General features: G+C 69.4%; 16 protein-coding genes and 1 tRNA gene. 10 read left to right on the forward strand and 7 right to left on the reverse strand.

Features of this window, described 5'->3' with window-relative positions; translation table 11 throughout:
• Positions 1-32: 32 nt before the first annotated feature.
• Positions 33-1,220, forward strand: coding sequence for a Gfo/Idh/MocA family protein (locus H7F38_RS18470; RefSeq protein WP_187091193.1), 1,188 nt, complete (start codon positions 33-35; stop codon positions 1,218-1,220).
• A gap of 212 nt (positions 1,221-1,432) precedes the next feature.
• A complete protein-coding gene (locus H7F38_RS18475; protein WP_187094814.1) occupies positions 1,433-1,855 on the forward strand; it encodes an organic hydroperoxide resistance protein in 423 nt (140 codons plus the stop codon).
• Between the two features lie 430 nt (positions 1,856-2,285).
• On the opposite strand, the gene H7F38_RS18480 is transcribed toward H7F38_RS18475, so the two are convergent.
• The 3 genes from H7F38_RS18480 to H7F38_RS18490 all read right to left on the reverse strand — a co-directional run bounded on the left by H7F38_RS18480 (position 2,286) and on the right by H7F38_RS18490 (position 3,492).
• Positions 2,286-2,357 (reverse strand) — tRNA-Val (locus H7F38_RS18480).
• A 169-nt stretch (positions 2,358-2,526) separates the two neighbouring features.
• Positions 2,527-2,994: a peroxiredoxin gene (locus tag H7F38_RS18485; protein ID WP_187091194.1), complete on the reverse strand. Its 468-nt coding sequence runs from the start codon at positions 2,992-2,994 to the stop codon at positions 2,527-2,529.
• 69 nt (positions 2,995-3,063) lie between these two features.
• Positions 3,064-3,492, reverse strand: a complete 429-nt coding sequence (locus H7F38_RS18490) for a DUF3052 domain-containing protein (RefSeq protein ID WP_187091195.1) — start codon at positions 3,490-3,492, stop codon at positions 3,064-3,066.
• Between the two features lie 320 nt (positions 3,493-3,812).
• Here H7F38_RS18490 and aceE point away from each other — a divergent pair, with 320 nt between their 5' ends.
• The 8 genes from aceE to H7F38_RS18530 all read left to right on the forward strand — a co-directional run bounded on the left by aceE (position 3,813) and on the right by H7F38_RS18530 (position 13,954).
• Entirely contained in the window at positions 3,813-6,635 is a 2,823-nt protein-coding gene (gene aceE, locus H7F38_RS18495) for a pyruvate dehydrogenase (acetyl-transferring), homodimeric type (RefSeq protein ID WP_187091196.1), read from the forward strand.
• Between the two features lie 225 nt (positions 6,636-6,860).
• The gene (locus H7F38_RS18500) at positions 6,861-7,064 is read left to right on the forward strand and encodes a cold-shock protein (protein ID WP_187091197.1); all 204 of its coding nucleotides are present in this window, start codon (positions 6,861-6,863) and stop codon (positions 7,062-7,064) included.
• 108 nt (positions 7,065-7,172) lie between these two features.
• Positions 7,173-8,444 (forward strand): CdaR family transcriptional regulator, encoded by a 1,272-nt coding sequence (locus tag H7F38_RS18505; protein WP_255498064.1) that lies wholly within the window; start codon positions 7,173-7,175, stop codon positions 8,442-8,444.
• 197 nt (positions 8,445-8,641) lie between these two features.
• The gene (locus H7F38_RS18510) at positions 8,642-9,604 is read left to right on the forward strand and encodes an ACP S-malonyltransferase (protein ID WP_187091198.1); all 963 of its coding nucleotides are present in this window, start codon (positions 8,642-8,644) and stop codon (positions 9,602-9,604) included.
• Positions 9,601-10,584: a beta-ketoacyl-ACP synthase III gene (locus H7F38_RS18515; protein WP_187091199.1), complete on the forward strand. Its 984-nt coding sequence runs from the start codon at positions 9,601-9,603 to the stop codon at positions 10,582-10,584. Before H7F38_RS18510 ends, H7F38_RS18515 begins: the two co-directional genes overlap by 4 nt.
• Positions 10,585-10,726: 142 nt before the next feature.
• Positions 10,727-10,969 carry an acyl carrier protein gene (locus tag H7F38_RS18520; protein ID WP_187091200.1) on the forward strand — a complete coding sequence of 81 codons (243 nt, stop codon included), beginning with the start codon at positions 10,727-10,729 and terminating at the stop codon, positions 10,967-10,969.
• 100 nt (positions 10,970-11,069) lie between these two features.
• On the forward strand, positions 11,070-12,293 hold the full coding sequence (locus tag H7F38_RS18525) for a beta-ketoacyl synthase (protein WP_187091201.1): 1,224 nt from the start codon (positions 11,070-11,072) through the stop codon (positions 12,291-12,293).
• Between the two features lie 236 nt (positions 12,294-12,529).
• Entirely contained in the window at positions 12,530-13,954 is a 1,425-nt protein-coding gene (locus H7F38_RS18530; protein ID WP_187091202.1) for an acyl-CoA carboxylase subunit beta, read from the forward strand.
• A 52-nt stretch (positions 13,955-14,006) separates the two neighbouring features.
• On the opposite strand, the gene H7F38_RS18535 is transcribed toward H7F38_RS18530, so the two are convergent.
• The 4 genes from H7F38_RS18535 to H7F38_RS18550 form a co-directional block, all read right to left on the reverse strand.
• Positions 14,007-14,735, reverse strand: coding sequence for a hypothetical protein (locus H7F38_RS18535; RefSeq protein WP_187091203.1), 729 nt, complete (start codon positions 14,733-14,735; stop codon positions 14,007-14,009).
• Between the two features lie 104 nt (positions 14,736-14,839).
• Entirely contained in the window at positions 14,840-15,358 is a 519-nt protein-coding gene (locus H7F38_RS18540; protein ID WP_222618165.1) for a DUF3145 domain-containing protein, read from the reverse strand.
• Between the two features lie 250 nt (positions 15,359-15,608).
• Positions 15,609-17,762, reverse strand: coding sequence for an acyltransferase family protein (locus H7F38_RS18545; RefSeq protein WP_187091204.1), 2,154 nt, complete (start codon positions 17,760-17,762; stop codon positions 15,609-15,611).
• A gap of 304 nt (positions 17,763-18,066) precedes the next feature.
• Positions 18,067-19,521: a sensor domain-containing diguanylate cyclase gene (locus H7F38_RS18550; RefSeq protein ID WP_187091205.1), complete on the reverse strand. Its 1,455-nt coding sequence runs from the start codon at positions 19,519-19,521 to the stop codon at positions 18,067-18,069.
• Between the last annotated feature and the right edge of the window lie 31 nt (positions 19,522-19,552).

Below are 19,552 nucleotides of genomic sequence, written 5' to 3' on the forward strand. Positions count from 1 at the left end.
ACGACGGCCGACGCATCTTCCAGGGAGCAACGATGTCCTCTTCAGGTCCATTGCGGGTCGGCATGGTCGGGTACGCCTTCATGGGCGCGGCCCACTCCCACGCCTGGCGCACCGCGTCCCGATTCTTCGACCTGCCCCTCGTCCCCGAGTTGACCGCTCTCGCGGGCCGGAACGCCGTCGCGGCGCGGACGGCGGCCGACAGGATGGGCTGGTCGTCGGTGGAAACCGACTGGCGGCGACTGATCGAGCGCGACGACATCGACCTGATCGACATCTGCACCCCGGGCGACACCCACGCCCAGATCGCGATCGCGGCGCTCGAGGCCGGCAAGCACGTGCTCTGCGAGAAGCCGCTGGCGAACTCGGTACCCGAGGCCGAAGCGATGACGGCCGCCGCCGAACGTGCGGCGGCCGACGGGGTGATGGCCATGTGCGGCTTCACCTATCGCCGCACCCCGGCCCTGGCCCTGTTCAAGCAGATGATCGCAAACGGCGAGGTCGGCACGATCCGTCAGGTCCGCGCGCAGTACCTGCAGGACTGGCTGTCCGACGAGAACGCACCGCTGACCTGGCGGATGGACAAGGAGAAGGCCGGCTCCGGCGCCCTCGGCGACATCGGGGCACACATCATCGACGCGTCGCAGTTCGTCACCGGTCAGCAGATCACCGGCGTCTCGGCGCTCATGGAGACGTTCGTCGCGCGGCGACCGCTGGGCGGCGATCTGGTCGGTCTCGGCGGTCGCGGCCAGGTCGGCGAAGACGTCCCCAGTGGCCCGGTCACCGTCGATGACGCAGCTGTCTTCACCGCCCGGTTCGACGGCGGCCCGATCGGCGTCTTCGAGGCCACCCGCTTCGCCCTGGGACGACGAAATGCTCTTCGGCTGGAGGTCAACGGCTCCCTCGGGTCGATCGCCTTCGACTTCGAGGACATGAACACCCTGCAGTACTACGACGGGACGAACGAGCCGGGACGCCAGGGTTTCCGGCGCATCCTGGTCACCGAACCGGAGCATCCCTACGTGAGCCACTGGTGGCCGGCCGGCCACGGCTTGGGCTACGAGCACGGCTTCACCCACCAGGTCGTCGACCTCGTGACGGCCATCGGATCCGGTGAGCAGCCCACTCCCTCCTTCGCCGATGCGCTGGGTGTCCAACGGGTGCTGGCCGCCGTCGAGGCCAGTGCCGGCAACAACTCCACCTGGCAGTTCGTCGACGGCTGACCCCGCCCCGGCCCCGCGCTGATCAACTTCGCCGGCGCTCACGAAGATGGACCGAATGGGACCCAGGTGACACGAGTCGACCCGATCATGAGCGCGAGGCCCGGCCCGGCGCTGCCCCCGCCGGAATCATGTCCGACCCGTCCGTGTTGGCCCGGGAGAGCGGCGGCAAGCTGCCGCCCGATCACCTCACCGTTGAAAAGGACCAGCACATCATGAGCGTTCTCTACACCGCATCCGCCACCGCCACCGGCGACGGACGCAACGGCCACACCCGGAGCTCGGACGGCCTCGTCGATCACGATCTGGCCACGCCGGTGGAGATGGGCGGCGCGGGCGGCGCGACGAACCCGGAACAGCTGTTCGCCGCGGGCTACTCCGCGTGCTTCCTGTCCGCACTCAAGCTGATCGCCGGGAGGCAGAAGGCTCCGATCGCCGACGCCGCGGTGTTCGCCGACGTGGGGATCGGCCCGAACGACACGGGCGGCTTCGGTCTGAGCGTTGCCCTGCACGTCGAGATGTCCGGTGTCGACCAGGCCACTGCCGAGGCCCTCGTGGAGGCCGCCCACCAGGTCTGCCCCTACTCGAACGCCACCAGGGGCAACATCGAGGTCACCCTCGACACCATCACCGCCTGAGATCCGCACCGACAAATTCTGGGTCCGGACCACCCGGCGTCATCCGGTACCGATCGGTAGACGGATCGGCACCACCTTCGGAATTTGCGCCGATGACGCCAGACCCGGCCGACCCACGGCCGCACCCCGGGGTCCGTCTGCTCCCCGCGGGAACGCGAGGCGCTGAGATCGCCTCTGCGGAATCAGCTGGGGCAGTTAGTAGGCAGCCGATGGCCCTCGGCTGCGGGTACCGCCCGGGGTTCCAGCGAAAACGACATCGTTGGAGTAGTTCGGTGCCCGAGTACAGGCACCGAACTACGGCAGTCATGCGAATTTCTGGACTGAACGTCGGCCACTCGGGCCAACCCGGCGCGGACGGGACCCACCATCGGTGGAGTGCGCTGCGTGATGACCGGCGCCTGCTGGATTCTCGCCGACGACGATCCATCGGTGGGCGCGGAGGGTTTCGAACCCCCGACCGCCCGGGTGTAAACCGGGAGCTCTTCCGCTGAGCTACGCGCCCTGGTGCAGGTGACAGCACCGAACGTCGCGAAGTTCAGGCTGGTCGGCGAATCATCCCACGTCCGGGACCGCCGCAGCGCACCACCGCACGCCCGGAGGCTTCCGCAGCACACCGCCGACCCGAGGACCTCGACAGCGAACGAGCGCCGGCCGACAGGCGGACGCGGAGATCAGCCGGCCGGCAGGGCCGCGACGGCCCGCTTCCAGGAGGCCTGGTCCCTTGCCTCGCCCGGTCCGTTGACCTCGGCGAAGGTGACCACACCATCGAGGCCGACGAGGAAAGTGCCGCGCACGGCCATACCGCCCTGGTCGTGGAAGACGCCATAGGTCTTGGCGACCTCGCCGTGCGGCCAGAAGTCGGACAGCAGCGGGAAGTCGTAGCCCTGCGCGGCCGCCCATGCCTTGAGGGACGGCGCCGGGTCGGTGGAGACGGCAACGACCTGTACCCGCTCGTTCTGGAACGAGGCCAGATCGTCGCGCAGGCTGCACAGCTCGGCCGTGCAGGTCCCCGAGAAGGCGAACGGGTAGAAGACCACGAGAACGGCCTTCCTGCCCCGGTGTTCGGACAGCTTGAACGGCGCCCGATCCGAGTCCGGAAGGGTGAAATCCGGGGCGAGCGATCCGACTTCGACTGACATGCATCCTGCCTTTGGTGAGGGGTGGGGTGGGTGGGGAAACTGAACGAGAAAGGTTGGTGGACAGCAGCTTCAGCGCCTGATGCGGCCCTGTTTCGCCCGGGCCAGCTTGGCCGTCATCCACAGCAGGCCGCCGGGCACGGTGGTGGTCTGGGCCAGCCCGGCCGTCCTGGTCGCCTCCGCGATGTCGCTCGGTTCGACGTAGCCCTGGCTGCCCGTCTTGGGTGTCAGCAACCAGATCACCCCGGTGTCGGCGAGCAGGGTGATGGCATCGACCAACGCGTCGGTCAGATCCCCGTCCTCCTCGCGCCACCAGAGGATCACTGCATCCAGGACGTCGTCTGCATCCTCGTCGAGCAGTTCCGAGCCGATGATTCCCTCGACGGCTTCCCGTAGATCGTGGTCGACGTCGTCGTCGTATCCGATTTCGCCGACCACGTCGCCCGCCTTCAGGCCGAGCCGGACAGCGACGGCTTCCGCCTGCCCCGAGACCTCAGTCACTGTTGTTCTCGTGCCTTCCTACCCGGTGATCCCTGGATGGTGCTCGCACCCCGGACCCTTGCGATCCGACGCACCTGGCCAGACTTCGTGACGAATCACTGCCCCGGCGTGCCCAACATTATGCAAGTGTTGGCCGGTTCGAGAACTTCGACCCACCATCAGCCCTGCCGAACCGGCCCGCGGCGGCAGAGCGGGGGCGGATGCGGAAGGATGACGGGTGGCGGTCGCTCCCACCCGGCGCGACCAGATAATCCACCCGTTCGACGGCGGAGTGCTCATTGGCGCTGCCACGTCCGTCGGACGTATGACGAGGAGATCCCTTGGCTTCCTCCCTGACGCCGCGCCCGGCCGGAACAGATTCCGGCCCCTCGCGTCATCACCTCATCCAGGACGGCTTCGCCGCCCAGTTCCCGGACGCCGACCCCGAAGAGACCCAGGAGTGGCTCGACTCGTTCGACGCCATGGTCGACGCGGGCGGGCAGCAGCGTGCCAGGTACCTGATGATGCGGCTGCTCGGCCGCGCGAACGAGCAGCACGTCGGCCTGCCCGCCCTGACGACCACCGACTACATCAACACCATCGCCACCGAGTCGGAGCCGTTCTTCCCGGGCGACGAAGAAATCGAGCGCCGCTACCGGAACTGGATCCGCTGGAACGCGGCGATCATGGTCCACCGGGCCCAGCGGCCCGGCGTCGGCGTCGGCGGCCACATCTCCACCTATGCCTCCTCCGCCAGCCTCTACGAAGTCGGCTACAACCACTTCTTCCGCGGCAAGAACCATCCGGGCGGCGGCGACCACGTCTTCTTCCAGGGCCACGCCTCCCCCGGCATGTACGCCAGAGCTTTTCTCGAAGGACGGCTCAGCGCCGACAAGCTGGACGGCTTCCGTCAGGAGGTCTCGCACCCGGGCGGCGGCATGCCGTCGTACCCGCACCCGCGGCTGATGCCCGACTTCTGGGAGCACCCGACGGTCTCGATGGGTCTGGGCCCGATGAACGCCATCGCCCAGGCCAGGGTCAACCGGTACCTGCACCACCGCGGCATCAAGGACACCTCGCAGCAGCACGTCTGGGCCTTCCTGGGCGACGGCGAGCTGGACGAGGTGGAATCGCGCGGCCTGATCCATCTGCCGGCCATCGACGGCCTCGACAACCTGACGTACGTCATCAACTGCAACCTGCAGCGCCTCGACGGTCCGGTACGCGGCAACGGCAAGATCATCCAGGAACTCGAGTCGTTCTTCCGCGGAGCGGGCTGGAACGTCATCAAGGTCGTCTGGGGACGCGAGTGGGACGCCCTCCTGCACGCGGACAAGGACGGCGCCCTTGTCAACCTTATGAACACCACCGCGGACGGCGACTACCAGACCTACAAGGCCAACGACGGTGCCTACGTCCGGGAGCACTTCTTCGGGCGTGATCCGCGCACCAAGGCGATGACCGCCGCCATGAGCGACGACGAGATCTGGGCCCTCAAGCGGGGCGGCCACGACTACAAGAAGGTCCACGCCGCCTATCACGCGGCCACCCACCACGTGGGGCAGCCGACCGTCATCCTGGCCAAGACCATCAAGGGCTTCCACCTCGGATCCTCCTTCGAGGGCCGCAACGCCACGCACCAGATGAAGAAGCTGACCCTGGACAACCTCAAGTCCTTCCGGGACGAGCTGCACATCCCGATCAGCGATGCGCAACTGGAGGAGAACCCGTACCAGCCTCCCTACTACCACCCAGGCGAGGACGCTCCGGAGATCCAGTACCTGCAGGAGCGCCGGTCCCGGCTGGGCGGCTACGTGCCGGAACGACGGGTCACCGCGAAGCCGCTGAAGCTGCCCGGCGACGAGACGTACAAGGTGGTGAACCGCGGTTCGGGCAAGCAGGAGATCGCCACCACGATGGCCTTCGTCCGGTTGGTCCGCGACCTGTTCAAGGATCCGGAGATCGGCAAGCGCATCGTGCCGATCATCCCGGACGAGGCGCGCACCTTCGGCATGGACTCGTTCTTCCCGTCGCAGAAGATCTACAACCCGGCGGGCCAGCTCTACACCGCCGTTGACGCCAATCTCATGTTGGCGTACAAGGAATCCGAGCAGGGCGTGATCCTGCACGAGGGCATCAACGAGGCCGGCTCGGTCGCCACCTTCACGGCCGTCGCCAGCACCTACGCCGCACACGGCGAGCCGATGATCCCGATGTACATCTTCTACTCGATGTTCGGTTTCCAGCGGACCGGTGACGGACTGTGGGCCGCGGGCGACCAGATGTGCCGCGGGTTCGTGCTCGGCGCGACCGCCGGCCGCACGACCCTCACCGGCGAGGGGCTGCAGCACGCCGACGGGCACTCGCACCTGCTCGCCGCGACCATGCCGCACGTGGTCGCCTACGACCCGGCCTACGGGTACGAGATCGGCCACATCGTCAAGGACGGCATGCGCCGGATGTACGGCGGCCCGGAAGCCTCCGGTTCCGGGATCACCGCGTCGGCCGGCGAGTTCGGCGGCGAGGACATCGTCTACTACATCACCTTGTACAACGAGCCCTATGTACAACCGGCCCAGCCGGAGAACCTGGATGTCGAGGGACTGCTCAAGGGCATGTACCTGCTGGCCCCCGCGACGGAGACCGACGGAAGGGCCCGCGTTCAATTGCTGGCCTCCGGGGTCGGGGTGCGCTGGGCGCTGGAAGCCCAGGAGCTGCTCGCCCGGGACTGGGACGTGGCGGCCGACGTGTGGTCGGTCACGAGTTGGTCGGAGCTGCGGCGCGAGGGTGACGCCATCGAGCGCGCCAAGTTGCTGGACCCGTCCGGGCACCACACCGAGCCGTACGTCACCACGGCCCTGGCCGACCGTCCGGGCCCGGTGATCGCCACGAGCGACTTCCAGCGGGCGGTGCAGAACCAGATCGCTCCCTGGGTGCCCGGCGATTTCGTGGCCCTGGGTGCGGATGGTTTCGGCTTCTCCGATACCAGGGCGGCCGCGCGTCGTCACTTCCTGATCGACGGCCCGTCGATGACGGTCGCCGCGCTGGCCGCGCTGGAGCGTCAGGGCGGCTATCGCGAGGGCGCGGCATCGGAGGCGGTCGAGCGCTACCAGCTGCACGACGCGAAGGCCGGAACCTCCGGGAACGCGGGCGGAGACGCCTGAGCAAGGTTCCCCGGCGGGTCCCGTAGAGGGACTCGCCGGTGCTGCATCCTCGCTCCGGCGGGACCCTAGCCAGCCGTGGGAGTGCGTTGTATCTTTGGGCCGTTGTCGCCCTTCCCCCTCGCCCGCGCGGTGGGAACGGACGCATCCCCCCGATCGGATTCGTCCCGGCCGGGGAGCAGGAAGCCCGCGGCCCAGGGCCGCGGTCACGGCTCGAGGAGAGCAGGTATGGCACAGGGAACTGTGAAGTGGTTCAACGCGGAGAAGGGCTACGGCTTCATCTCCCCAGAAGACGGGACCGGCGATGTCTTCGTCCACTACTCCGCCATCGGTGGGTCGGGGTACAAGTCGCTCGAAGAGGGCCAGCGGGTGACCTTCGAGGTGGAGCAGTCCCCGAAGGATCCCCAGGCCACGAACGTCACGCCCGAATAGGCCGAGGGTTCCGCGCATCGAGCGGTGACCCGGAACGGGCAAATCGCCCGTGAAGTGACCAGAAGTCGCCGCTCGACGCACCTTGACCGGCCGTGCGACGCTGGACGGGTGAACCCCACCGATCCCTCGGCGTCCGAGCGGAGGTCGGTCGTCAGCGAGCCCACGCTGCGGAAGGTGGAGCGCGCGGCCAGCGGCCTGGCCACCCGGTCGGTGGCGTTGATGGACGAGCGTCTGCCCTGGTTCCGATCCCTGCCCGCCCTGCAACGGAGTTGGGTCACGCTCGTCGCGCAGGCCGGGATCGCCGGCTACGTCGGTTGGGTCGGCGGCGGGCTCGACGGATTCAAGCTGACCGAGGCGGTGTTCGGTGCGGCGCCGAGGGAGCTGGCGCGGAGCGTCACGCTGCACCGCACCGTCGAGCTGGTGAGGATCGCGATCTCGGTCGCCGAGGACCATCTGCCGGCGCTGGCCGCCGACCCGGCCGAGTCTGCCGTGCTGGCCGACTCGCTGCTGCGGTACTCCCGGGAGGTCGCCTTCTCGGCGGCCGGCGTCTACGCCGCGGCGGCCGAATCACGGGGGGCCTGGGACCAGCGACTGGAGGCCCTGGTCGTGGACAGCATCGTCCGCGGAGAGGGGGGCGACTCCCTCGCCTCCCGGGCGGCCGCGTTGAGCTGGGACTTCTCCGGCCCGGTGACGGTGGTGGTCGGGTCGCCCCCGGCCTCGTCGAGGCCCGAGAGCGACCCGTCCGAGGCGAGACGCCAAACCAGGTTCGGTGCCGCGTCCTCGGCCGAGCGCATTCGGCAGTCGGCCCTGATCGCCGGTGCGGCGGAACGAGCCGCCGGCCTGGGTGTCGCCGCCCTGGCCGGTCTCCACGGTGACCGCCTCATCCTGGTGCTGTCGGCTCCGGACGAACAAGCCCTTTCGACCGGCGTGGACGCGCTGCTGGACACCTATGGACCCGGCCCGATCGTCCGCGGCCCCATCGGCACCGGGCTGTCCGGTGCGATGAACTCGGCCCGCTCGGCCCTTTCCGGGATCAGGGCGGTGCGGGCCTGGCCCTGGGCTCCGCGCGGTGTCGATGCCGACAGCCTCCTGCCCGAGCGGGTCATGGCCGGCGATGACGAGGCACGGGAATACTTGCGCCGCAGCGTCTATACCCCCCTGATGGTCGCCGGCGATCCGTTGCCGAACACCCTGGACACCTACCTCGCCACCGGCGGCGCACTGGAACCCACCGCGCGTCTGCTCTTCGTGCACGCCAACACCGTCCGGTACCGGTTGCGCCGGATCGCCGACATCACCGGCCTGGACGCGACCACCAGTCGGGAGGCGTTCGTCCTGCAGACGGCCATGGCCATCGGCCGGCTCGACGATCTCCTGTGAGCGAGGATCCTCCCGTGAGCGAGGATCTCTCGTGGGCAGGGGAGCCTGGGCGCGGAGCCGTCACCCGCGGTGCGGCGCACTCGTGCCATTTTGGACGAACACACCAGCCGCTTTGTAGGATTCCTACTAATCATCGGTCGCGACTTGGTAGGACTGCCGAACACTCAACCGAACGTCGGCCGTGGTTTGCTAAGGGCGTGCTGGCCATCGTCGCCCCTGGACAGGGAGCTCAGAAGCCCGGAATGTTGATTCCCTGGCTGGAGGTTCCCGGGCTCTCCCCATTGGCGGCGACGTTCGCCGAGGCGGCCGGCATCGACCTGCCGCGCCTCGGCACCACAGCTGGCGCCGAGGAGATCAAGGACACCGCGGTGACGCAGCCGCTGGTCGTCGCCTCCGCCCTGCTGGCCGCGGCCGTCCTGCCACTTCCGCAGGACTTCGCCTGCGCCGGACATTCGGTCGGCGAACTCGCCGCCGCGGCCCTGGCCGGCATCATCGACCCGAAGACCGCGGTCAGGGCCGCCGGCATCCGCGGTGCCGCCATGGGCCTGGCCTGCGCCCTGGCCCCGACGTCGATGTCCGCCGTCCTCGGCGGCGACAGCGACGTCGTCCTCGCCGCGCTCGACGCGCTGGACCTGGTGGGCGCCAACGTCAACGGCGGCGGTCAGATCGTGGCCGCCGGTACCACCGACGCCCTTGCCGCGCTCGCCGCGGATCCGCCCGCCGGGGCACGGATCATCCCGCTACCGGTGGCCGGGGCGTTCCACACCCGCTACATGGCGCCGGCGCAACAGGCGGTGGAGGACTTCCTGCGGGGTGTCACCGCGGTCGATCCGACCAGGCCGTTGCTGACGAACTCCGACGGGTCCGTCGTCCCCACCGGCCGCGCCTACCTGGATCTGCTGTCGGCCCAGGTGACCCGCCCGGTGCGCTGGGATGCCTGCATGGCCATGCTGTCCCGGCTCGGGGTGACGGGCGTGCTGGAGCTTCCCCCGGCCGGCACCCTGGTCGGGCTGGTCAAACGGGACCTGAAGGGGGTGGCCACGCTGGCCCTGAAGAGCCCCGATGACCTCGACAAGGCCGCGGCCTTCATCGCCGAACACAGCACGGCAGCACCGACCAGCACCGCATCACCGTCGAGTCCAGTGAGGTCCCAGGTATGAGCGCGGTCCAGATTTCCCACCCGGCCACGAGGAACGGGTCGAAGATCGTCGGCCTCGGGCACTTCCGGCCGGAGCAGATCGTCACCAACGACGACCTGTCCAAGATCATGGAGACCAACGACGAGTGGATCCAGAGTCGCGTCGGCATCGCCGAGCGGCACGTCGCGGGCGATCAGGACACCGTCGCCTCGATGGGCGCCATCGCCGGCGGGAAGGCGCTGGCCGACGCGGGTCTCGAGCCGTCGGACATCGACACCGTCATCGTCGCGACCTGCACCACCGAGTCCCAGGTGCCGCACACGTCCACCCAGATCGCCCTGGCGCTGGACATCTCCGCTCCCGGCTCGTTCGACCTGAACGCGGCCTGCGCCGGGTTCTGCTACGCACTGGCCGCAGCCGACCACGCCATCCGGGCCGGCAGTGCCAGGAACGTCCTGGTGGTCGGCTCCGAGAAGCTCACCGCCTGGACCGATCCGGTCGACCGCGCGACGGCCATCATCTTCGCCGACGGCGCCGGAGCGGCCGTGGTCTCGGCGTCGGACGAACCGGGTATCGGCCCGGTCGCCTGGGGAAGCGACGAGCACCAGACCAGGGCCATCCGGATCGAGTCCCGTGATGCGAGCTTCATCCAGGAGGGCCAGGCGGTGTTCCGCTGGGCCACCACGGCCATCGCGCCGGTCGCGATCAGGGCGGTCGAGCTGGCCGGCCTGCAGCTTTCCGACATCGACGTCCTGGTGACGCACCAGGCCAACCTGCGCATCGTCGAGTCCATCGCCAAGAAGCTGGTGGCCGCCGGCGCCAACCCGCAGATGCGGGTGGCGAAGGACATCGTCACCTCCGGCAACACGTCGTCGGCGTCGATCCCGATCGCCCTCGACCGGATGCGCCAGGCCGGCCACGTATCCCCCGGAGAAATCGTCCTGGCCGTCGGCTTCGGCGCCGGGCTCACCTACGCGGGCCAGGTCTTCCGCTGTCCGTGAGGCGATCCGCGGCGGGCCTGCGGCACGCGGAGGCCGCTGCGGCTGGAACACTGTGCCTGCGGTGCTCGCTGAGTTCGTCCGTGCAGCGCCAACTTCCTCCCGGGTCCCCGGGAAGAGGACATCACCACCGAAAGGAATCACCGTGAGCAACGAGGACACCCTCGCCGGCCTCGGCGAGATCGTCGAAGAGGTCGCCGGCGTCCCGGCTGCCGACGTCACCGCCGACAAGTCCTTCACCGACGACCTGGACATCGACTCGCTGTCGATGGTCGAGATCGCGGTGCAGGCCGAGGACAAGTTCGGTGTGAAGATCCCGGACGACGAGCTGGCCAAGCTCAAGACCGTTGGTGACGCCGTCACCTACATCGAGGCCAACAAGGTATGAGCGAGCAGCACAGCTCGGCCCGGATCGAGTCGGGAACACAGTCGGGAACACTGGGCGCACGGCAGAGGCCGTCCGCCTGCGGAAGGCTCGTGAGCGCGGTATGAGCAACGACCGCGACGTCGTCGTCACCGGCATCGGCGCGACCACCCCCATCGGCGGAACTGCCCAGGAGACCTGGCAGGCATTGCTGGACGGAGTCAGCGGGGTCGGTCCGCTGACCGACCCCAGGGTGGCGCAGTACGACCTGCCGGTCCGCATCGGTGCAGCTCTCAAGGTGGATCCGTCCGAGGTGCTCTCCCGCGTGGAGGCCCGTCGGCTGGATCGGAGCGAACAGGTCGCCCTGATCGCCGCCCGCGAGGCCTGGGCCGATGCCGGTGCTCCGGAGATGGATCCGGAGCGGCTCGGCGTCGTGGTCGGTACCGGAATCGGTGGAGCCGTCAGCCTGATGAACCAGGACGACCTCCTGGAGACGGAGGGGCTGCGGAAGGTCGCCGTCCTCACCGTCCCCATGTTGATGCCGAACGGACCGGCGTCCACGGTCGCCCTGTGGGTGAAGGCCCGCGGGGCGGTCCACGCGCCCGTTTCCGCCTGCGCATCCGGTGCGGAGGCCCTGGCGTGGGCGTTCCGGCTGATCAAGTCCGGTGAGGTCGACGTGGTCATCGCCGGTGGCGCGGAGGCCTGCATCCACCCACTGCCGATCGCCGGGTTCTCGCAGATGCGGGCGATGAGCACCCGGAACGACGACCCCGAGACCGCCTCGCGCCCCTGGGACGTCGATCGGGACGGGTTCGTGCTCGGTGAGGGCGCCGGAATGGTGGTCCTGGAGGACGCCGACCACGCGAGAGCCCGCGGCGCCAAAATCTACGGCAGGCTCGCCGGGGTGGGGATGTCCAACGACGCCTACCACGTCAGCGCCCCCGACCCGAACGGCAACGGCGCGGCCCGCGCCATCGGCAAGGCGCTCGTGTCAGCGGACATGTCGGCGTCCGAGATCGGCCACGTCAACGCCCATGCGACGTCGACGCCGGTCGGCGACATCCCGGAGGCCAACACGGCGGTGCAGATCTTCGGCGACCAGGTCGTGCTGACCGCGAACAAGTCGATGACGGGCCACATGCTCGGCGCAACCGGCGCCGTCGAGAGCATCGCCACCGTCCTGACGCTCAAGTACGGGATCATCCCCGGCACCCGCAACATCTTCAATCTCGACCCTGCGGTGCACGCCGACATCGCCACCAAGAACCGCGAGACCACGATTACGGCGGCCGTCAACAACTCGTTCGGCTTCGGCGGTCACAACGTCGCCCTCGTGTTCACCAAATAGCCCCTCCCGCACCGATCGTCGCCTCCCGGCGAACAAGTCATCGCCTCCCGGCGAACAAGTCATCGCCTCCCGGCGAACAAGTCATCGCCTCCCGGCGAACAAGTCATCGCCTCCCGGCGAACAAGTCATCGCCTCCCGGCGAACAAGTCATCGCCTCCCGGCGAACAAGTCATCGCCGTCCGGCGAGGGATTCATCGCCTCCCGGCGAAGCACAGATGTCAGGAGTTGCTGTGAGCATGACCGCTGAACAGCCGGCCCAGGCGGCCGGGCCCGGCCCGCGAAAGCTCGACTTCCGCGAGCCCGAGGTCAGGTTGGCCAAGTTGCTCGACCCGGAGACGGTGGTCCCGCTGCATGCCACCGACACCTCCGGTGTCTCGGTCGTCCGGGGGCGGATCGACGGGTCCAAGGTGATCGCCTACTGCACAGACGCCACCCGGATGGGCGGGGCCATGGGCTCGGCCGGTTGCCGTCACATCGTGGACGCCATCGACGCTGCGATCCGGGAACGCATCCCGGTGATCGGCATCTGGCACTCCGGCGGCGCGCGCCTGGCCGAGGGTGTAGAGGCGCTGGACGGTGTCGGGCAGGTGTTCGCGGCGATGGTCAGGGCCTCGGGTCGCGTCCCGCAGATCTCGGTGGTCCTCGGCCCGGCCGCCGGGGGTGCGGCCTACGGTCCGGCGCTGACCGATGTCGTCATCATGTCGCCCGAAGGCAGGGTGTTCGTGACCGGGCCTGACGTGGTCCGGTCGGTGACCGGCGAGCAGGTCGACATGGAAGCGCTCGGCGGACCGTCTGCGCACGGCCGCAAATCCGGTGTGGTGCACATCGTGTCGGATTCGGAGGAGGACGCCTACGTCCGCGCCCGCCGCGTCTTCGCGCTGTTCTCGCGGCCGGGGATCGCGGGCGTCGCCGGCATGGCCGACGATCCGGAACTGGGCAACGTGCTGCCCGAGCAGCGCAACCGGGCCTACAACGTCCGGCCGGTGATCGACCGCATCCTGGACGAGCCGATGGAGGAGCTCCAGGCCAAGTGGGCGCCGAACATCGTCATCGGGCTGGGTCGGCTGGCCGGTCGCAGCGTCGGGGTGGTGGCGAACAATCCGATTCGCCTTGGCGGCTGCCTGGACTCCACCTCGGCCGAGAAGGCCTCACGGTTCGTCCGGATGTGTGACGCCTTCGGCATCCCCCTGCTGGTCATCGTCGACGTCCCCGGGTATCTGCCGGGTGTCGGACAGGAGTGGGACGGCGTCGTGCGGCGGGGGGCGAAGCTGTTGCACGCCTTCGCTGAGGCAGTGGTCCCCCGCGTCACCCTGGTCACCAGGAAGGCGTACGGCGGGGCCTACATCGCGATGAACTCCAAAGCCCTCGGCGCGACGGCGGTCTTCGCGTGGCCCGATGCCGAGATCGCGGTGATGGGGGCGAAGGCCGCCGTCGGGATCCTGCACAAGCGCAAGCTGGCCGCCGCTCCGGACGACGAGCGCGAGGCTCTGCACGCGGCGCTGGCGATCGAGCACGAGAAGGTCGCGGGCGGTGTCAATCGCGCAATCGAACTCGGTGTCGTCGACGAGGTCATCACGCCGGCCGAGACCCGCCGTCGCGTCGCAGAGGCGCTCGCCTCCGCACCGGCCGGCCGCGGAGCGCACAGCAACATCCCGCTGTAGCGGACGCCGGAGCTGCCACCGTCAACCGACGACCGGCGACCGGCGACCGGCGTCAGCACTTGACGTAGTCGACACTTCCGTCGACCGTCGATCCGATGGCCAACCGGCCGTCCTGATCGGCGAGCTGATAGGTCAGGGTCCAGTGGATGCAGCCGACCTTCAGGTCGACCGGGGCCAGATCCGGGTCCTGTTGCGACGTGAAGTGGATCTGGACCTGCAGGGGGTCGTCCCGCATCGACTGCATCCAGATGCTCGAGTCGACGGTCGTCGCGTACGCCAGAAGCCACTGCTGACCTGTCTGGTGAGAGGCAAGGGTCTTCGTCACCGACTGGGTCCAGCTGGAGTAGTCGTGCTGGTTGATCGCGTCGAAGTAGGTCTGCAGCACCTGTTGGACATCCTGCGAGCGTGCGTGGGTGCGGGTGGACGGCGACATCTGCACCGTGAGGTTGTTCGACGGACCCACCGGGGCCGTCGCGGGATCGGTCTCCGGCGCCGGCCCGGCGTCGGTGGATGCCGACGCCATCGGCGAAGCCGCCGCCGACGACGCCGGGGGCGCCTCGCCCGTCGACCTGACCGGCTGCTGGGTGCCCTGGCCTTCGGTGGACGTGGCACCGCCGGCCGAACTGCCCGGCGCCTGCTGGGGGTGCGGCGGGAGCCGGGACGCGGCCGGGTCCGGCGCAGCCACCCCGGCGGACCCGCGTTGGTGACGGGCGATCGCGAACGCGCCGGCACTGCCGATCACCAGCAGCACGACCACAGCGGTCAGGAGGCCGACGGTCAACCGACCACTTCGTGTTGCCAAGAGCCCACGCACCCCTTCGACCGGCCCCACCGATCGTGGGGACCGCCGGAAGGACGTCCAAGACCCGTGTCGGTTGTGCCCGCTCAGCCGACCTGGTGCAGCCAGGTCACGGGGGTGCCCTCGCCAGCGCGCCGGAAGGGCTCCAGCTCGGCGTCCACCTCGGACCCGATGGCCGACGACAGCGCATGACGCAGACCGTCCAGGCTCGTGGCCCGTTCCATCAGCGAGCGGATCTGGTCCTCGCCGAGAACGACGTCACCGTTGGCAGACATCCCGGACCGCCAGATGCCGCGACCCGGGACGTGGCAGACGCGCTCCCCGTCGGCTGTCCCGCTCGCGTTCTCGGTGATCTCGAAGCGCAGCATCGGCCAGGCGCGCAGAGCGGACGCAATCCGTCCGGCGGTGCCGGCCTCGCCCTTCCAGCCGACCTCGGCGCGCAGCTGACCCGGAGACGCCGGTTGCGCCGTCCAGGACAGCGACACCCGATCCCCGATCACGCCCGAGATCGCCCACTCGACGTGCGGGCAGATCGCCGCCGGTGCCGAGTGCACAAAGATGACGCCCTGAGAATTTCCTCCGGACGCATTCGACCCACGAGTCACCACAGTCCACCTCCGATCGAGCTCCAACGTCTTCCCCGACGTGGATACATCTGACCGACGCGTGATCCTGCTGTTCTCGCCCTGATCCTGTCTTCAAATCTCGACTGTCGCTGACGGCACCGTGTGACCGGTGTGCAGCAACTGCAGTGCTGAGGTCATTGTGCACTGTGATCAGACGGTTACGCCAGCTTTCGGACCGAATCCGACGGCGAGCACACATCGACCTGACGGCGACGAGTACGCCGAGCCGTCACCGGCAACGACTCAAGGCGTCCGTGATGACCGAGGCATACAGCTCGCCGCCCGGCCCCGACGGGTGGATGCCGTCCGCACCGAGCAGCCCGGGTCGTGCGCTGATCGCTCCGTGCCAGTCCGCCACGCAGGTATGCGGTCGCGAAGCCGCCGCCGTGGCGAGACTGGTATTGGCCACGTCCTGCCAGCCGTCCGGCACGTAGCTGTTCACCAGCACCACCACCGTGGAGGCCGGGACCTGGGTGAGTGCGGCCTCGATGTGGCCGGCCGAGTCCGTCCCGTTGGTCCCGAGGCCGACCACCAGATCGCGCCGCAGGGTGCCCTCGGCGATTTTCGGCGCGATCACCGAACCCAGATCCCACAGCTGCCGGCCCACCACCGCATCGAGATCGGCGCCGGGAAAGCGTGCCAGGAGGGCCGGCGCCGAGGCCAGCATCACCGAGTCGCCGATGGCGCTCAGATCGCCGCCCGTGATGGCCGGCACCTCCGGTGGCGCCCGTACGGCAACGGTGACCGGGCGCCGGACGGCCCTCGACGGCGGTGGCGCCGCCGTGGTGTGCTGCGGCGATCGCGGGTTCGTCGACGGCGGGAGCGACGGCGTCATGAGGGGCTTCCCCGGCGACCTCGAAGTCGAGGTCGAGCTCGTGGTCGAGGTCGAACCGGAGTTCGTGGTCGTGGTCGAGGTCGAGGTCGAGGTCGTGGTCGTGCTCGAGGTGGGGAGCCCGTTCATCACCGGAGCGGCGACCGACGACGATTGCCGGTGCGACACGGCCGGCGCCGTCCTGGGTGACGGATCCGGGTCCGTCGAGTGGCCGGCGGCCGCGATGGCCTGCTCCCCCGCCGCCAGCGACACAGCGAGCTCGCTCTCGCGCGGAGCGGCGACGACGCTGCACGCGGCCAGGGCCAGCACGAGGGCGAACGATCCGGCGGCCGCCCACCCGGCGCTGCGACGACGGACCCGGACCGGACCGCCGAGCAGGGTGACCCGGATCGATGCCAGGTAGCCGGCCACGCCCCACCGGCGCACGGGTTGCTCGACGATGCGCCAGGAGACCTCCGCCGCCACCACCGCCACGCCGATCGCAATGGCGGCGGACGCCGTTCGGCCGACGATCGCCGACAGCGTCCGGTCGGCGATCACCAACGCAGGCCAGTGCCACAGGTACAGCGCATAGGAACGCAGCCCCCACCAACGAAGAGCCCGATGGCCGAGGAGCCGGGCGACCGGACCCGCCCCGCGCACGGTGACGGCGACCAGCACGACCGCCGCGATGTCGATGCCGAACAGACCGCCGCGGAAGGTGAGCGGGGAGGAGTCCGTGAGCACCGCCACCCCGGTCAGCACCGTGAGGAGGGCGATCGGCCCGGCGGAGCAGGCGAGCCCGGTCGGAGCGATCGGCCTGGTCCGTCGAACCGGATCGACGTCGGAGGACGGCCGGCCCAGAGCCAGTGCGGCGCCCAGGAGGAGGCCGAACCCGTGCGTGTCGGTCCCGACGTAGACCCTGGTCGGATCCATCCCGGAGGAGAACGTGGTGGCCATCAACGCACCCGATGCGAGCGCAGCCGCGAGGACGAGTCCCACCCGGCGGTGCCGGGCTCCGACGGCGCCGAGCAACAACAGGGCGATCGCCGGCCACAGCAGGTAGAACTGCTCCTCGACGGCAAGTGACCACAGGTGGGTCAGCACCGCCGGTTCCGCCCGGTCGACGTAGGACGACCCGGTCGAGATCTGCACCCAGTTGCTGGAGAAGGTGAAGGCCCCCAGTAGTTGGCTCCGCAGACCGGCTCCCAGGTCCCGCCCGAGCATCAAGGTCGCGGCACAGACGACGACGAGCATGAATCCCAGCGCGGGCAGCAGACGTGTGGCACGCCGCCGGAAGAACGCGGGTACGTCCAGGCGTCCGGTCAGATCGTGTTCCCGTTGCATCAGGGTCGTCACCAGGTACCCGGACAGCACGAAGAACAGGTCGACGCCGACGAAGCCGCCGCGAAAGCCGGGCACCCCCGCGTGATATAGCACCACGCAGACGACGGCGATGGCTCGGATGCCATCCAGACCGGTGGCGTAGGGGCGCTGTCCACGACGAGTCTGCCCGGCGGCCCGGCCCGGCGCGGCCAGACCCGTCCGGCCGTCCCGGGATTTCGACGTCATCGCGCTCCCTCCGCACCGGGACCTGCCCCTGCGAACAGCCAGGACGGGATCGGTGGCAAGCTATCGACAACGGCGGCCGGATCTTCAGAACCCATGGGCACGAACAACTATCCGGAGGCTCGCTGAGCGCCCGCTGCCATTCGGAGTGTCCGTCAGCCTAGTGCTGACGGGTAGGGGTTCGGGTGGTCCGACACGCCGACCGCCACCGGGTGCGCGATGGACACCGAGTGCGATGGACACCGAGTGCGATGGACACCGGGTGCGATGGACACCGGGTGGGCGATGGATCAGCCCCGCGGTCCGCTCAGTCGGCGGATGGCGCGGTCGAATCGGCGGCCCCGACCACGCGGTTGCGACCCTCCCGCTTGGCGCGGTAGAGCATGGAGTCTGCTCGCACGAGGCACTCGGTCGGCGATTCGGTGGGCAACAGGGTCGCGTACCCGATCGAGCAGGTCTGGCCGTCCGGGACGACCTGCCGCAGGCGGTCGAGCAGTGGTCCGGCGTCCGCGGCTCCGCAGCCCGGCAGTCCGATCGCGAACTCCTCACCGCCCCACCGGGCGATCACGTCCGCCTTGCGCAGCATGCCCTGGGCCCGTGCCGCAAAATTCCGCAGCAGCACGTCGCCGTGGTGATGACCGTAGGCATCGTTGTACGACTTGAAGTGATCGAGATCGATCAGGGCCAGGGTCAACGGGCGGCCGGACTGCCGCGCCGTCGAGGCCAGATCCCGCAGGCTCGCCTGCCACCCCCGCCGATTCGACAGACCCGTCAGGGCATCGGTGTCGGCCAGTGTCTCGAGTTCCATCCGTACCCTCGCGGCGGTCAGCACCGAGGCGGCTTCGTCGGCCAGAGCTCTGACCGATGTCACCGACCGGCCGTCGGGTCCGTCGACGACGTGGTCCCAGGTCACGACCAGAACGCCGATGATGCTCTCGCTGTCCGACAGCGGCTGCCACCAGGAGCTTGCGGTCGACGCCGGGACGGGTAGGTCGCCGAAGCCCCAGTCGTCGTCGCCGGCCTCGGTGATGAACTCGGGTGGCCCGCCCAGCCAGATGCGCAGGATCGCGCCGGTCATCGTCCGGATCTGGACGCCGGCCAGTTCGTGTCCCAGACTGTGGGTCACCGTCAGGGTGCCCACCCCGGTCGACTCCAGGATCGTGACCGACGACGCCTGGGAGAGCCAGCGGACCTCGGCGGCCAGCACGGGACGAGGATCCTCACCGGACTGCACGCAGTGGGCGACCCGTGCCACCGCGGTCAGGGTGTTCTGCGACTGCTGCAGTTCCGACTCGACGCGCTTGCGTTCGGTCAGGTCCTGCGCGTGGGCCAGGGTCCACTTCTCGCCGGCCGGGCCGTGCACGGAAGCGACCGACAGCCAGCCCCACCGGATTTCGCCGTCCGGCCGGACCCATCGCCGCTCGACCCGGAGCACGCCGTCCTCGTCGATCGTCCGCCCGGGGAGTTCTCCCGTCGGGCTGCGTTGGCGCAGGTCCTCGTCGTGGATGAACTCCGTCGCCGAATGCCCGAGCAAGGCCTCGGGGGGACGCCCGAGCAGTGCACACCAGGCCGGGTTGACCTCGACGAACAACCCGTTCTCGTCGGCCAGCGCCATCCCCACCGGGCTGGCCAGGAAGACCTCTCGGAATCTTCGCTCGGATTCCAGGCGGGCCCCGGTCCCGCCGCGGCCGAACAGCCGACCGGCGCGCCGACGCCCTCCGCGCAGGGCGCGGCCAAGTCTGTCTACCGCCCTTCCGCCCATGCTTCGCAGCCTCCACGGATCCGATGACGAA

Source organism: Nakamurella sp. PAMC28650, assembly GCF_014303395.1.
Lineage (GTDB): Bacteria > Actinomycetota > Actinomycetes > Mycobacteriales > Nakamurellaceae > Nakamurella.

Excerpts from the sequence above, each read along its gene's own strand:
- H7F38_RS18470 (WP_187091193.1), top strand. The coding sequence starts at position 33 with ATGTCCTCTTCAGGTCCATTGCGGGTCGGCATGGTCGGGTACGCCTTC.
- H7F38_RS18475 (WP_187094814.1), top strand. The coding sequence starts at position 1,433 with ATGAGCGTTCTCTACACCGCATCCGCCACCGCCACCGGCGACGGACGC.
- H7F38_RS18485 (WP_187091194.1), bottom strand. The coding sequence starts at position 2,994 with ATGTCAGTCGAAGTCGGATCGCTCGCCCCGGATTTCACCCTTCCGGAC.
- H7F38_RS18500 (WP_187091197.1), top strand. The coding sequence starts at position 6,861 with ATGGCACAGGGAACTGTGAAGTGGTTCAACGCGGAGAAGGGCTACGGC.
- H7F38_RS18515 (WP_187091199.1), top strand. The coding sequence starts at position 9,601 with ATGAGCGCGGTCCAGATTTCCCACCCGGCCACGAGGAACGGGTCGAAG.
- H7F38_RS18525 (WP_187091201.1), top strand. The coding sequence starts at position 11,070 with ATGAGCAACGACCGCGACGTCGTCGTCACCGGCATCGGCGCGACCACC.
- H7F38_RS18530 (WP_187091202.1), top strand. The coding sequence starts at position 12,530 with ATGACCGCTGAACAGCCGGCCCAGGCGGCCGGGCCCGGCCCGCGAAAG.
- H7F38_RS18545 (WP_187091204.1), bottom strand. The coding sequence starts at position 17,762 with ATGACGTCGAAATCCCGGGACGGCCGGACGGGTCTGGCCGCGCCGGGC.
- H7F38_RS18550 (WP_187091205.1), bottom strand. The coding sequence starts at position 19,521 with ATGGGCGGAAGGGCGGTAGACAGACTTGGCCGCGCCCTGCGCGGAGGG.